General features: G+C 43.4%; 11 protein-coding genes. 8 read left to right on the plus strand and 3 right to left on the minus strand.

Features of this window, described 5'->3' with window-relative positions:
• Window positions 1-84: 84 nt before the first annotated feature.
• The 3 genes from galT to hisC all read left to right on the plus strand — a co-directional run bounded on the left by galT (window position 85) and on the right by hisC (window position 4369).
• Window positions 85-1647, plus strand: a complete 1563-nt coding sequence (gene galT, locus RIL182_RS06065) for a UDP-glucose--hexose-1-phosphate uridylyltransferase (protein ID WP_006858263.1) — start codon at window positions 85-87, stop codon at window positions 1645-1647.
• Between the two features lie 404 nt (window positions 1648-2051).
• Window positions 2052-3260 (plus strand): pyridoxal phosphate-dependent aminotransferase, encoded by a 1209-nt coding sequence (locus RIL182_RS06070; RefSeq protein WP_044999400.1) that lies wholly within the window; start codon window positions 2052-2054, stop codon window positions 3258-3260.
• A gap of 53 nt (window positions 3261-3313) precedes the next feature.
• Window positions 3314-4369 carry a histidinol-phosphate transaminase gene (hisC, locus tag RIL182_RS06075; protein ID WP_006858262.1) on the plus strand — a complete coding sequence of 352 codons (1056 nt, stop codon included), beginning with the start codon at window positions 3314-3316 and terminating at the stop codon, window positions 4367-4369.
• 52 nt (window positions 4370-4421) lie between these two features.
• On the opposite strand, the gene RIL182_RS06080 is transcribed toward hisC, so the two are convergent.
• Window positions 4422-5330 (minus strand): type II CAAX endopeptidase family protein, encoded by a 909-nt coding sequence (locus tag RIL182_RS06080; protein ID WP_006858261.1) that lies wholly within the window; start codon window positions 5328-5330, stop codon window positions 4422-4424.
• A 283-nt stretch (window positions 5331-5613) separates the two neighbouring features.
• Between RIL182_RS06080 and RIL182_RS06085 the strand changes: the two genes are divergently transcribed.
• Window positions 5614-5913 (plus strand): YerC/YecD family TrpR-related protein, encoded by a 300-nt coding sequence (locus RIL182_RS06085; protein ID WP_006858260.1) that lies wholly within the window; start codon window positions 5614-5616, stop codon window positions 5911-5913.
• Between the two features lie 143 nt (window positions 5914-6056).
• Here the strand turns inward: RIL182_RS06085 and RIL182_RS06090 are convergent, their stop codons facing one another.
• Complete coding sequence (locus RIL182_RS06090) at window positions 6057-6668, minus strand: DUF1836 domain-containing protein (protein WP_006858259.1); 612 nt, start codon at window positions 6666-6668, stop codon at window positions 6057-6059.
• Between the two features lie 150 nt (window positions 6669-6818).
• Here RIL182_RS06090 and pcrA point away from each other — a divergent pair, with 150 nt between their 5' ends.
• From pcrA to RIL182_RS06110, 4 genes are all read left to right on the plus strand, one after another.
• A complete protein-coding gene (gene pcrA, locus RIL182_RS06095; protein WP_044999405.1) occupies window positions 6819-9062 on the plus strand; it encodes a DNA helicase PcrA in 2244 nt (747 codons plus the stop codon).
• Between the two features lie 175 nt (window positions 9063-9237).
• Window positions 9238-9534 carry a hypothetical protein gene (locus tag RIL182_RS06100; RefSeq protein ID WP_006858257.1) on the plus strand — a complete coding sequence of 99 codons (297 nt, stop codon included), beginning with the start codon at window positions 9238-9240 and terminating at the stop codon, window positions 9532-9534.
• A gap of 70 nt (window positions 9535-9604) precedes the next feature.
• On the plus strand, window positions 9605-11290 hold the full coding sequence (gene rlmD / locus RIL182_RS06105) for a 23S rRNA (uracil(1939)-C(5))-methyltransferase RlmD (protein ID WP_006858256.1): 1686 nt from the start codon (window positions 9605-9607) through the stop codon (window positions 11288-11290).
• Between the two features lie 24 nt (window positions 11291-11314).
• Window positions 11315-11560 (plus strand): DUF6061 family protein, encoded by a 246-nt coding sequence (locus RIL182_RS06110; RefSeq protein WP_006858255.1) that lies wholly within the window; start codon window positions 11315-11317, stop codon window positions 11558-11560.
• 51 nt (window positions 11561-11611) lie between these two features.
• Here the strand turns inward: RIL182_RS06110 and RIL182_RS06115 are convergent, their stop codons facing one another.
• Complete coding sequence (locus tag RIL182_RS06115) at window positions 11612-14257, minus strand: ABC transporter permease (protein WP_134523151.1); 2646 nt, start codon at window positions 14255-14257, stop codon at window positions 11612-11614.
• Window positions 14258-14259 lie beyond the last annotated feature (2 nt).

Genomic DNA, 14259 nt, shown 5'->3' on the forward strand with positions numbered 1-14259 from the left:
TTGAAAATAATATAGAGACTTAAAAATATATGTCTGGCAGAGTATTGCAAAGACACGTTAAACAGTGTAGAAGTGAGGAAGAATATGATACAGGAAAAGATTTTAGAGTTGACAGAATATGGTCTGGTGACAGGACTTGCTGCACCGGAAGATAAAAGATTTACTATCAATCGTCTGTTAGAACTTTTTCAATTAGATGAGTTAGAAGATGAAGTCGCTGCAGCATATGAAAAGAGAGAGCCGATGACACAGGAGACCGCTGAGGATGCCTTAGAGGGAATTCTCACAGAAATGCTTGACTATGCGGCAGAGCAGGGACTGATGCCGGAGGATACGATCACATACCGTGATCTGTTTGACACAAAGATCATGAGCATGCTGATGCCAAGACCAAGTGAAGTCATCACAAAATTCCGTGGACTTTATAATCATCAGTCCGCACAGGCGGCAACCGATTATTTTTACAAATTAAGCTGTGATTCGAACTATATCCGCAGATACCGTATTAAGAAGGATCTGAAATGGACTGCAGATACCGAGTTTGGTATCTTGGATATCACGATCAATTTATCAAAACCGGAAAAAGATCCGAAAGCAATCGCTGCAGCAAAACTTGCAAAACAGAGCGGTTACCCGAAATGCTTACTCTGCAAGGAAAATGAGGGATACGCAGGACGTGTGAACCATCCGGCAAGACAGAATCACAGAATCATCCCGGTAACGATTAATGGCAGTGACTGGTTTTTTCAGTACTCTCCGTATGTATATTACAATGAGCACTGCATTATATTCAACGGACAGCACACACCGATGAAAATTGAGCGTGCAACGTTCGGCAAACTGCTTGATTTCGTGGAACAGTTTCCACATTATTTTGTAGGATCAAACGCAGATCTTCCAATTGTCGGCGGTTCTATTTTAAGCCATGATCATTTCCAGGGTGGTCATTACGAATTTGCCATGGCAAAAGCACCGGTCGAAAAAGAAATCTCATTCAAGGGATTTGAGGATGTAAAAGCAGGCATTGTAAAATGGCCGATGTCCGTGATCCGTATCAGTGCGGAGAAAAAAGAGCGTCTGATCGAGCTGGCAGATAAAATTTTACTTGCATGGAGAGGTTATACGGACGAGGCAGCATTTATTTTTGCTGAGACAGACGGGGAACCACATAATACGATCACTCCGATCGCAAGAAGACGTGGAGATTTATATGAACTTGATCTGGTACTGCGTAACAACATTACCACAGAAGAGCATCCGCTTGGTGTTTATCATCCACATGCAAAGCTGCACCATATCAAGAAAGAAAACATTGGTCTGATCGAGGTTATGGGTCTTGCAGTACTTCCGGCACGTCTGAAAAAAGAGATGGCGGACTTAGAGCAGGCACTGCTTGACGGTACGTCCATCCGTGAGGATGAAGTTCTTGCAAAACATGCAGACTGGGTAGAAGAATTCCTTCCGAAATACGGATTTACATTTGGCAGCGGTTTAGAGGGAGAGGTAACCCCGGAAAAACTGCATGAGATCGTGCAGACAGAGATCGGTCTGGTATTTAAGGAAGTATTAAAAGACGCCGGTGTTTATAAATGTACCGAAGAAGGCAGAACTGCGTTCATGCGTTTCGTAGACAAAGTGAATGCATAGGAAATCATTCTGCAAATACCAGAATGCAAAATTTGATTAAATTTTCATCTGTGTTTTTTGTCCGACAAATTTTTGTATGTTGTGCTAGGACGAAAGAGATAGGCGATTTATTTGATCAGAATGTATATGGATTTAAAAATAAATATGTGATAGGCATGATAGGCAGATGTCAGCATCTTCAGTGAGGATGCTGGCATTTTCTATCTACCGAAATTGATTTTACACTCAGGCATTGTTTCGCGTTTGTCAGCGGTAAAATTTGTACCGGATTCTTGGAAAACAGCATTTACTTCTTTATGGTGCTGTGGTAAAGTATTTAGAGATCATGTTACAGGATGCGCCCTGTTTTAGCGAGGCTGGTGTGGTCTGTAACATCCGAAATGTACACGAATGGAGATAGAACTATGGTTTCAAAAAGAATACAAAAAGCACTGCTTGGAAATTCCGCGATCCGTGCAATGTTTGTGGAAGGAAAAGCGATGGCGGAAAAATATGGTGCGGAGAATGTCTATGATTTTTCACTCGGCAACCCTGCAACACCGGCTCCGGCAGCATTAAACGACAGTATCAGAGATTTGTTGGATGAGGCAGATAAGAAAGGAGCGGCAGGTTCTTTAGAATTGCACGGATATATGGAAAATGCAGGTTATAAAGATGTGCGTGAGACGATCGCGGCAAACTTAAATAAACGTTTTGGTACCGCATTTGACGATCATAATATCGTGATGACAGTCGGTGCAGCGGGAGGCCTCAATATTATTTTTAAAACGGTCTTGGATCCTGGTGATGAGGTGATCGTGTTTGCCCCGTTTTTTGGTGAGTACCGTCAGTATGCAGCCAATTTTGATTCAGAGATTGTAACGGTAAATCCGGATCTTAAGACTTTTCTGCCGGATCTGAACGATTTTGAGGCAAAGATTACGGAAAAGACCAAGGCACTGATTGTCAATACGCCGAACAATCCGACCGGTGTCATCTATAAACCGGAGACGATGGAGGCGATCGCTTCTATCTTAGAAAAGAAGCAGAAAGAATTTGGACATGACATTTACCTGGTTTCGGATGAGCCGTATCGGGAACTGGTTTATGATGGAAATAAAGAGGATTTTCTGACGAAATATTATAAAAATACGATTGTTGGATATTCGTTCAGTAAATCGCTGTCACTTCCTGGAGAGCGTATCGGTTACGTGGTAGTTCCGAACGAGGCATCCGATGCTGAAGAACTGATCCGCGGTATTGAAATTTCAAACCGTACGCTTGGATTTGTCAATGCACCATCTCTGATCCAGAAAGCGGTTGCAAGATGTTTAGATGAGAAAACAGATGTTTCTTTCTATGATGAAAACCGAACAATGTTGTACGATGGCTTAACGGAACTTGGATTTACCTGTATCAAACCGGAAGGAGCATTTTACCTGTGGGTGAAATCCCCGGTCGATAATGAGGAAGAATTTGTGGAAGAGGGCAAAAAGCTGCATCTTCTGATGGTAAAGGGAAGTGCATTTGGATGTGGTGGATTTGTACGTCTTGCTTATTGTGTTTCCCATGAGACGGTCAAAAATTCACTGCCCGCTTTTGAAAAACTTGCACAAGTGTATGGACTGAAATAACGCAGTGTAAAAAAGGAAAATTGTAGAAATCAACGTAAGCATGGAGGAGTAGAATGAGCAGCTGGGAATCTTATGTAAGAAAAGTAGTGCCTTATGTTCCGGGAGAACAGCCACAGGAACAGCATATGATAAAATTAAATACAAATGAAAATCCATATCCGCCGGCACCGGGAGTGATCCGTGCACTGAAAGAATTTGATACAGACCGGCTTCGGTTATATCCGGAACCGACCTGCAAGGTTTTGGTGGATGCAATCGCAGAGTATTATGGATTAAAGAGCAGTCAGGTGTTTGTCGGTGTGGGATCGGATGATGTGCTTGCCATGATCTTCATGACTTTTTTTAATTCCAAAACACCGGTCTGGTTCCCGGATATCACATATTCCTTTTATGATGTCTGGGCAGACATGCTGCGGATTCCATATGAGGTAAAGCCGTTAGATGAAAATTTTCAGATTGTAAAAGAAGATTATTATGGCGAAAATGGCGGTGTGGTTTTTCCAAATCCAAATGCACCGACGGGAATTTTAATGCCGTTGTCTGAAATAGAGGATATCATACAACATAACCGGAATGTCATCGTGGTGGTGGATGAGGCATATATCGATTTTGGCGGGGAGAGTGCACTTCCGTTAATCGAGAAATATGATAATCTGCTGGTAGTCCAGACATTTTCAAAATCGCGCTCCATGGCAGGCATGCGTATCGGTTATGCGATGGGAAATGAGAAACTGATCAAATATATCAATGATGTGAAATATTCATTCAATTCCTATACCATGAATCAGACAGCGCTTGCACTTGGTGTGGAAGCAATCAAAGATAAAGCCTACTTTGAAGAGACAAGACAGCGTGTAATAGCAACCCGTGAATGGACGAAGCAGGAACTCACAAAACTTGGTTTTTCATTTGGCGATTCCATGAGTAATTTTATCTTCGCGACACATGAGCGTGTATCGGCAAAAGAACTGTTTGAGGCTTTGAAAAAAGAACACATTTTTGTGCGGTATTTTTCGAAGGAACGAATCAGCAATTATCTCAGGATCAGTATTGGAACGAAGGAAGAGATGGAGGAGCTGATCCGTTTCCTGAAAAATTATCTGCAGTGATAAAAAGTGAACTGGTCATAGTTACAAAAACTGGAAACATAACCAGAAGACACTAATTGGATGGATAAAAAGTATCGTATCCGGTATTTTCAAGGTACAGTGGAGCCGCCTGCTTTTGAGCCAGCCGGTTTGTGCCGAAACGAAAGAGAATGAGACCGCTAAAAGTACAGATCACTCCGGTGGCAAAATAAAGAACGAAAAAGAGTGTGCTGTTGCCGGTCGGTAAAATGCCGCTTATAATGGTTCCCCAGAAGTTAAACATCATATGAAACAGGATAGACTGATAAATACTGCCGCCTTTTTCACAGATGTAACCTAAGACCATGCCGAGGAAAAAGGCATAGATTCCCTGGATCATATTCATATGAAAAAGTCCAAATAAAAGCGCCTGCATGATATTGGCTGCCCAGAATGGGAACACTCTTTTTGCCTGATGCATCGTGACACCGCGAAAGAGAAGCTCTTCGCCGATCGGGGCAAGCAGGATGGAATAAAAAAACATGGAAACGGTCAGTCCACTGTTTATTCCGGTACTTTCCATTAATTTTTCATATGCCTTCATCCACTGCGGAAACAGCGAGGCTGTGAAAGAGACCAGATAGGTCGAAAGGCACTGAGTACCGGGAACTAAAAGGATGATCCCGACAATGGAAAGCGGATGAAAAACTTTTCGTGGATGAATCAGATAGATTCCATTATACCCGGCATGATACCAGAAGCCAAATGCTCCGATACAGAGAAGGGAAAATACAATCATGATCAGGGTATTTACACGTGTCGTGGACCATAAATCTAATGTTTTGTTCCAAAGATCTGCGTAGATACGGTTGGAAGAAAAAATATAGCGGATATGTTCGTAAAACAGAGTGACTCCCATAACAAAAAACATGGCAAGGTACTGAAATACAAGTGCAAGTAAAAACGGTATAAATGTAAAGAAAAAAGAACCGATTTTTTTCATGTGAATACTCCTTTGCAAGGTGAAATAACTGTTAGTGATGAAAATATTATAGCAAACATATGTTTGAAAATCAATAGAAAAGAGATAAAAGCAGAACGTATGTTCTTGAAATGATAATCTATATATTTCATTGCATATATGGGGAGAAAATGATATAATGGCGGTCTGCGAAAAAAATAAAATTACATAAAATATGTATTTACTTTAAAACTTTAATATGCTAAAATGTATCGTAGGTGTATAGCGCATATAGCGTGTAATTAATAAAAAAGGAGAAAGGAATATGAGCAAGAAACTTAGGACAGAGGCAGTCGATCATCTTTTTGATGCTATCTTAAGCCTCCAGAACAAGGAAGAATGTTATACATTTTTTGAAGATGTATGTACTGTAAATGAGCTGCTTTCTTTATCACAGAGATTTGAAGTTGCAAAGATGCTTAGAGATCAGAAAACGTATCTCGATATTGCGGAAAAGACCGGTGCTTCCACTGCAACGATCAGTCGTGTGAACCGTTCATTAAATTATGGAAATGACGGATACGACATGGTTTTTTCAAGACTTCAGGACATGGATAAAGAATAGAAATAAAAAGAACCGCTATTTTTAATTTGCGACAACAGGACATTCTGCAAAGTGTGCAGCCTGTTGTTCCATTGAAAATAGCGGTTTTTCTGTTAAATACGGTAAAACATAACAAGTAATCTGAGCGGGAAGCATGCAGCCTGTTATTTTTTGGATGGCTTTGTCTCAGGATTTTTTGAAGCCATCTGATCGATCATCTTTTCAATCAGAGTTTTTTTGATGTAAACGTCATAGCTGAGCATACAGATAAAGCTGAATGTATGCAAAAGATCTGCTTCATCTTCTGACGCATCCGGGAATGTGTTCATGGAAGTGTTGAATTTTTTTGCGAGATCTTTCATCAGGTTCTGTGTTTCCGGATGTTCTAAACTGAAAACTTCTTTGTAGATATCTTCGAGACTGTAGTTCTCGTCATTGCCGAAATATTTTTCAGTGATCGGGTTTAAAATACCCTGAATGTCGCTGATGCTTAAAATACTTTTCAGATAATAAATAAAGATCAGGACCAGTACATGCTCTTTGGTATACTTCTTTTTCTCCGGTGGAGGAAGAAGATTGTTTTTTGCATAATTGTTGATCATTGTTTTGGTCAGGATCTTGTCATCATCATGACGTTTTGAAGCGGCAAGCTGTGAATCCATGAATGTGGTTACCTGATCCATATATAAATCAATATTCGGAACATCTTCCGGTTTGACATAATCAATCTGCTGCAGGGAATCTAAGATTGAACGTAAAAATTGTTTTGTATCCATATTTGTGTCACCTCTGATCACATTATATAGTATTGAAAACTAGATGACAAGATATAAATGAAGAAAAAATAATTCAATATGGGTTTTATTACATGAAATATTTATGTTATAGTATAAGAACAAGCAATGAAAGAAAAGGAAAATATAACCATGAGTATATATGATACGTTGAATGAACAGCAGAGAGAAGCGGTATATCAGACGGAAGGTCCGGTACTGATCTTAGCCGGGGCTGGCTCCGGTAAAACACGTGTGCTGACACACCGCACTGCTTATTTAATCGAAGAAAAGGGTGTCAATCCTTACCATATCATGGCGATCACTTTTACCAACAAAGCGGCAGGAGAGATGCGGGAGCGAATTGATAAAATTGTCGGATTTGGCTCGGAGAGCATCTGGGTATCGACCTTCCATTCAAGTTGTGTGAGAATTTTGCGCCGTCATATCGACCGGATCGGATTTGACACCAATTTTACGATTTATGATGCGGATGATTCAAAATCACTGATGAAGGATATATGCAAGCGTTTAGAGATTGATACCAAGATTTATAAAGAAAAAAGTTTTTTGGCAGCGATTTCATCGGCAAAAGATGAACTGATCACACCGACAGAGCTGATGCGGCGTGCACTGACATCTTCCGATTATGCAAAGCGTAAACAGGCGGAGGTATACCGGGAATATCAGGAGGCGTTACATAAGAATAATGCGCTGGATTTTGATGATCTGATCATGAAGACGGTGGAACTTTTGCAGTCTGATCCGGAGGTAAAAAATTATTATCAGGAACGTTTTCATTATATTATGGTGGACGAGTATCAGGATACAAATACGGCACAGTTTGAGCTGATCCGTCTTTTGGCAGGCAAATATCAGAATCTTTGTGTGGTGGGTGATGATGATCAGTCTATTTATAAGTTCCGTGGAGCAAATATTTATAATATATTAAATTTTGAAAAACATTTTCCGGATGCAAAGACGATCAAGTTAGAGCAGAATTACCGGTCTACGCAGAATATTTTAAATGCTGCAAACAGTGTGATCGCAAACAATGTCGGCAGAAAGTCAAAGACACTCTGGACTGCAAATGATGAGGGAAAGAAGATTGACTTTGAACAGTTTAATACCGGCTATGAGGAAGCAGATTATATTGCGCGTGATATTGCAGGCGGGGTAAGAAACGGAGATTACCATTATGGGGATTATGCTGTTTTGTACCGGACGAATGCGCAGTCGCGTCTGTTTGAGGAGCGTTTTATTGTATCAAACATTCCATATAAGATCGTTGGCGGTGTAAATTTCTATGCGAGAAAAGAAGTGAAAGATCTGCTCGCTTATTTAAAGACGATCGACAATGCGCGCGATGATTTGGCGGTGCGCCGTATTTTAAATGTTCCGAAACGCGGTATCGGCGCAACAACCGTAAACCGTGTGTCTGATTATGCGGAGGCATACGATATCAGTTTTTACGATGCCTTAAAGCGTGCGGACGAGATTCCTTCGATTGGAAAAGCAGCGTCAAAGGTAAAACCGTTTGTAAATCTGATCCAGGTATTCCGCAGTAAGCTGGAATTTATCAGCATTTCCGATCTTCTCCGGGAAGTGATTGAGGAAACCGGATATGTCAAAGAGCTTGAAGCGGAAGGTACGGATGAGGCAGAAGCGAGGATCGAGAATATCGACGAGCTCTTAAGTAAAGTTGTGAGTTACGAGGAAAGCGAAGAACATCCGACACTGAGTGGCTTTTTAGAAGAAGTAGCACTGGTGGCAGACATTGACAGTCTGGAAGATGACAGCGATTATGTTGTATTAATGACTCTGCACAGCGCAAAAGGACTTGAATTCCCGAAAGTGTATTTAGCAGGTATGGAGGATGGTCTGTTTCCAAGTTATATGTCGATCACATCGGATGATTCGAGTGAGCAGTTAGAGGAAGAACGCCGTCTTGCCTATGTGGGTATCACCCGTGCCATGAAAGAGCTGACGATTACCTGTGCAAAGCAGAGAATGATTCGTGGGGAGACACAGTACAATAAAGTTTCCCGTTTTGTCAAAGAGATACCGCTGGAGCTTTTAGAAGGAAAAGCCCCCGTTGTTTCGCGAAAAGAATCAGATTCTTCGATTGAAAATACATGGAATGTGAAACCAAAGCGCATGACGATGAGACAGCAGCCTTCCGGACAGAGCATGCAGGCGCGTGCATTTGCCTCTGTTCATACGAAAGAAGAAAAGCTGCCGTATGATATTGCAGACCGTGTTTTACATACGCGGTTTGGAGAAGGAACGGTGGTTGCCATTGTTGAAGGTGGGAGAGATTATGAGGTTACAGTCCAGTTTGACACGGTGGGAATTAAAAAAATGTTTGCTTCTTTTGCAAAATTAAAAAAGTTATAAAATCGTTTAATTTATAAATTTTTTATAGGCGAAATGGGAAACATATGATATAATAAACATATGCAATAAGCAGTGCGGAATTATTTGTTTTCTGAACAAGTACTGCAATACGGGAATAATATGTATCATATGACTGTAAGATGTCACAGTCTGAAAATAGAAGGAGGGGAGCCCCATGAACAAGATGGATGATTTAAAAGATTTAGTTAACATTTCAAAATTAAATGAACTGCTGAACAAAAAAGAAGCAGAGGAAGAGAAGAAAGCTTCCAAAGTTGTCTGGGTATTCGCAATTATCGGAATCATTGCCGCAGTTGCAGCAGCAGTTTACGGAATCTATCGTTTCTTTGCACCGGACTATTTAGAGGATTTCGAAGACGACTTCGAGGATGATTTTGATGATGATTTCTTCGAGGACGAAGAAGATGACGACAAAGCAGAAGAGCCGGCAGAGGACAAAACAGAAGAGTAAGAAATATCTTTAAGGGGCTGCAGTGTTGCAGCCCTTTTTAAATTCATAGGAAAAGAGAAAGGAACTGGTTATGAAAAAAGGGCAGATCGTAGAAGGAATCATTGAACGGGTGGATTTCCCGAATAAAGGAATTTTAAGAGCGGAAGATGGCACGCGTGTCATTGTAAAAAATGCGATCATGGGACAGAAAGTATCAGCAGCAGTCAATAAGGTCAGAAAAGGAAAATGCGAAGGACGATTGCTTGAGGTGTTGGAAAAGTCAGCACTTGAATTGCCGGAGCCGGGATGTGTTCATTATGGTATCTGCGGCGGCTGTACATTCCAGAGCCTTCCGTATGAAGAACAGCTTTCCATGAAGGAGCAGCAGGTAAAAGATCTGATCGATGCGGTCATCACCGAGGAAAATAAGGGATATGAGTTTTTACCGATCAAGGCGAGCCCAAGACCGAAGGCATACCGCAATAAGATGGAGTTTTCATTTGGAGATGAATATAAGGACGGGCCGTTAGCACTTGGCATGCATAAACGGGGCAGTTTTTATGATATCGTAAACGTAGGGGAGTGTCAGATCGTAGATGAAGATTTCCGCCGTGTGCTTAAGATCACATTGGAATATTTTAAGGAAAGACAGATCCCATTTTACCATAAACTCCGCCACACCGGATATCTGCGTCATTTTCTTGTGAGAAAGGCGGCAAAAACAGGAGAGATTTTAGTTGACCTGGTAACAACAACGCAGACGGACGGACTTGGTGCGGAAACCGAAAGCATATTATTAGACGGATGGGTAAAGGCACTCTGTGAGGAAACATATGACGGTGTGTTAAAAGGAATTCTCCACACGAAAAATGACAGTGTTGCCGATACGATCAAAAATGAGGGGACAGATATTTTATTTGGACAGGACTTCTTCTATGAGGAGCTGCTCGACCTGAAATTCAAGATCACGCCGTTTTCCTTTTTCCAGACCAATTCCCTTGGCGCAGAAGTGCTTTATCAGACGGCGCGAGAATTTATCGGAGATGCGCTCGATGATGAGGCGAGCCAGACGGTATTTGACCTGTATTCCGGAACCGGAACGATCGCACAGATCTTATCCCCGGTTGCAAAGAAAGTGATCGGTGTGGAAATCGTGGAGGAAGCAGTTGTGGCCGCAAGGGAAAATGCTGCCTTAAACGGACTTACCAACTGTGAATTTATCGCGGGAGATGTATTAAAAGTCATTGACAAGATCGAAGAAAAACCGGATTACATCGTACTTGATCCGCCAAGAGACGGGATCCACCCGAAAGCACTTGAGAAGATCATCCGCTATAATGTGCCGCAGATGGTTTATATTTCCTGTAAACCGACCAGTTTAGCGAGAGATCTTGAGGTGCTGCAGGCGAGAGGATATAAGGTGAAGAAAGTGCAGTGCGTGGATATGTTTCCTTCGACAGGAAATGTGGAGACGGTTGTCTTGCTTTCCAAGGGTGAGGTCGACTCGAAAAAGATTCGGGTTGAGTTCTCTTTGGAAGATATGGATATGTCCGAATTTCAGGATGGGGCAACCTATCCGCAGATCAAGGAGTATGTGTTGGAGCATACCGGGTTAAAGGTGTCCAACCTCTATATCTCACAGATTAAACGAAAATGTGGGATTAGGGTTGGTAAGAACTATAATCTGCCGAAGTCCGAGGATTCCAGACAGCCCCAGTGTCTACCGGAAAAAGAGAAAGCAATCCGAGAAGCATTCAAATATTTTGGGATGATCTAACATCCAGCAAAGTGGAGGTTTCTTATGGATAGGTTGATTTCTTGTGAGTTCAACATGGATAATGCCTGTGTGGAACTGAAATTCTTAGATGGCAGTATGATTGCTATTGATACAATAGCCGTGGAGAATGAGGTTGCTGACAATATGTATCAGCGGTCAGAGCTGGACTATCTAATCTACAATGACCCGATTGGATATGCAGACCTTGTTTTGAACGGAAACCCCGAAATTTATCTAAAAACTGTAACTGAATGTAAACCCTTAGATTAAAACTCAGCCCTCTGCCTTTTCATTGGCAGAGGGCCGTTTTTTACTTAACAGTTATTGAGCATCCCTTAATTGCTCTACAACACTGCATTTCGCTGCGTTGTCATACATCATGCAAGGAATCAGCCACCCCAGCAGAAGAAATACCGGAATTGTCAGCAGGACAGGCAGAATGGTGAATCGATACTCAAAGAACCAGAACATACTGCCCAGCATTTTTCCCGCAAGAGGTCCCACCGCAAGCGACAAAATAAAGGCCGCCGCTACAGAAGACATTGCGTAAAACAACCCCTCGTAGATCAGCATGGTTTTGAGCTGCCGGTTTGTCATTCCTACAGCCTGAAGCACAGCAAATTCACGGCGGCGGGAAAGAATACCGGTCATCATGGCGTTGAAGAAATTTAAGAGTCCCACCAGCCCAATGATAGCACAGAGGATACCACCTATCAGAAGGAACATCTGCCGGAACTGAGCAAATTCAGAGCGAGCCGTGACCTTGCTTTCATACATCAAGGGCGAAAACTCACCGGCAGTGAGCTTCGATAGATATTGCTCTGCTTCGGCCTCGTCAACTTCGTCCGCTGTGTCGAACAGGTAGAGCATCGGAATGGCTGCACCACCGCTGTCCCTCTGTGCGGTGTCCACAGACAAAACTACGTCATATCCAATACCACCATAACGATAACTCATGGAATTCGGAAGTTCTACCAAGGCGCAGACCGTGTACTCTACATCTCTGGCTCCATACAATTTTGCCTGAAAGTACTCCTCCGGTGTATCTTCGGTGCGGAGTTCCCCGGTGCGGCTGTCGATATATTTCACATCATCCGCATAGGTAGCGGTAATCGTGTCTCCCACCTTGGGGTAGTATTCAGGATTGGGCAGATTGCCGTAATCATCCAAAGAAACCGCAATGGCAATGGCGTTATTGTCCGGCTCCAGCATAGGAGAAATATCTCCGTCGAACACTTGCAGCTTGTCAAACAGGCTGTTATCCAGAGCCTCGATTCTGGTATCTCCCATCACCATATTGCCCCGGTGCTCCAGACGGCTCATATGGCTGTCCAACTGCTCGGCGCTTTCGTACCTTGCATAGTCCTGCCGCAGAGCATCCTCCGTCATCCACAGATATGCGGGTTTTCGCACAGCATATCCCGTGCCGGAAAGACTGGCCTTTGTGTTTGCTGCGATCTCTTCGATCTGTTCCGGCGTGATGAATTCATCTGCCGGGTTGTAACGGAAATAGTCGGGCGTGCTGACGATAAAATCGGCGCAGGTCATGAAGGATACATACTTCTCCATGCTGAAGCCGCCCACAAAGGCACACAGCGCATTGAACAGCGTCACCGACAGTGCCAGAGACACCACCACCAGCACCGTCTTTTTTTTGTTTCGTCCCAGATTGGCAAAGGCCATCTGATGGAGCTTCGCTCCCCGGGTGCTGCGCTGTTTTTTCTTGGTCTGCATCGCATCCGTATATTTGGTAGCCTCCACCGGAGAAACCCTGGCTGCCATTTTCCCGGGCTTGGAGCAGGACAAAAGCACCGTCAGCAGGGCAAACAGCACGGAGCCAACAAAGATCACAGGCGAAGTGCTGATGGTGGTGATGCCTGCATCCAACTGGGTGGAGCGCAAGACAACAGGCACCAGAACAGCGCCAATGCCATAGCCCAACAGCAGCCCCGCCGGAATGCCGATCAGACAAAGCAGAAGTGCCTGCTGGCGAATGATGCGTTTGAGCTGCCGGGGCGTTGTGCCAATGGTTTTCAGAAGCCCGTAAAACCGGATATCCCCCGCAACAGAGATCTGGAAAATGTTATAGATGATAAGATACCCGGTGAAAATCACCAGCAGCAAAAAAGCTGCTATGGCGATCACAAGTTCCGGATCGAGCTGCGACTCCAGCTGGGATGAGGTATATCCCCAGTTGACGCCGATTCGAACGCTGTTGGGATCGGTATAGCTGTCCCATGTGTAGCCGAGATCGGTATCCACCTGCTCCATCTGCCCTTGAATGTTTGTACTGGAAGCCATCATGACATTCAAATCGGTGCGGAAGGGCTGTAAACCTGTTTTCGCTGCCTGCGCTTCGATGTCATCTGCGTAATCATGACTGATGTTGATGTAATGAACAGGCATTAGTTCATCATAGTCCCAATAGCCCACCAGCGTAAAGGTATCTGTTACAGTAAAGGCGGTTTGATCCTTGTCCGTAATGGAATAGGAAACCGTGACCTCGGCGCCCAGCTCCGGCGTTACGCCAAGCAGCTGCAACGCTGCCGTATCCATGGCTACCTCTTTGCCGCTTTCGGGCATCCGTCCGATAATAGGGGTTGCATAGCTCCATTTAGTGCAGTTGGCATCCATGTAGCTGATCTCTGCCGGTATTTTGGCAAAGACCCCCTCCGCAGTGATACCGATCACCTTCCGTACCCCCGTAGCCTTCACCTTTGGGTGGGCAGCGATGCGTTCCGCCTGCTCGGGGGAAACATCCTTAAAGGTGCCATGCGCATAGCCGCCTACCTGCCGAAACTGGTAGGTTTCATAACTGGCGTTCAGCGACAGAACAATGGTGAACATGGAAGTAAATAGCAGCGTTGTCAGCGCAATGGCAAAAATAGCGATCAGATTGCGGCGACGGTTCGCATAAAGAGATTTTAAGCTGAGTTTTCGAATACATTTTCGATTTTTGACATTCATCG

Origin of the sequence: Roseburia intestinalis L1-82, assembly GCF_900537995.1 — a bacterium.
Classification (GTDB): Bacteria; Bacillota; Clostridia; order Lachnospirales; family Lachnospiraceae; genus Roseburia; species Roseburia intestinalis.

Excerpts from the sequence above, each read along its gene's own strand:
- galT (WP_006858263.1), top strand. The coding sequence starts at position 85 with ATGATACAGGAAAAGATTTTAGAGTTGACAGAATATGGTCTGGTGACA.
- RIL182_RS06070 (WP_044999400.1), top strand. The coding sequence starts at position 2,052 with ATGGTTTCAAAAAGAATACAAAAAGCACTGCTTGGAAATTCCGCGATC.
- hisC (WP_006858262.1), top strand. The coding sequence starts at position 3,314 with ATGAGCAGCTGGGAATCTTATGTAAGAAAAGTAGTGCCTTATGTTCCG.
- RIL182_RS06080 (WP_006858261.1), bottom strand. The coding sequence starts at position 5,330 with ATGAAAAAAATCGGTTCTTTTTTCTTTACATTTATACCGTTTTTACTT.
- RIL182_RS06085 (WP_006858260.1), top strand. The coding sequence starts at position 5,614 with ATGAGCAAGAAACTTAGGACAGAGGCAGTCGATCATCTTTTTGATGCT.
- RIL182_RS06090 (WP_006858259.1), bottom strand. The coding sequence starts at position 6,668 with ATGGATACAAAACAATTTTTACGTTCAATCTTAGATTCCCTGCAGCAG.
- pcrA (WP_044999405.1), top strand. The coding sequence starts at position 6,819 with ATGAGTATATATGATACGTTGAATGAACAGCAGAGAGAAGCGGTATAT.
- RIL182_RS06100 (WP_006858257.1), top strand. The coding sequence starts at position 9,238 with ATGAACAAGATGGATGATTTAAAAGATTTAGTTAACATTTCAAAATTA.
- rlmD (WP_006858256.1), top strand. The coding sequence starts at position 9,605 with ATGAAAAAAGGGCAGATCGTAGAAGGAATCATTGAACGGGTGGATTTC.
- RIL182_RS06110 (WP_006858255.1), top strand. The coding sequence starts at position 11,315 with ATGGATAGGTTGATTTCTTGTGAGTTCAACATGGATAATGCCTGTGTG.
- RIL182_RS06115 (WP_134523151.1), bottom strand. The coding sequence starts at position 14,257 with ATGAATGTCAAAAATCGAAAATGTATTCGAAAACTCAGCTTAAAATCT.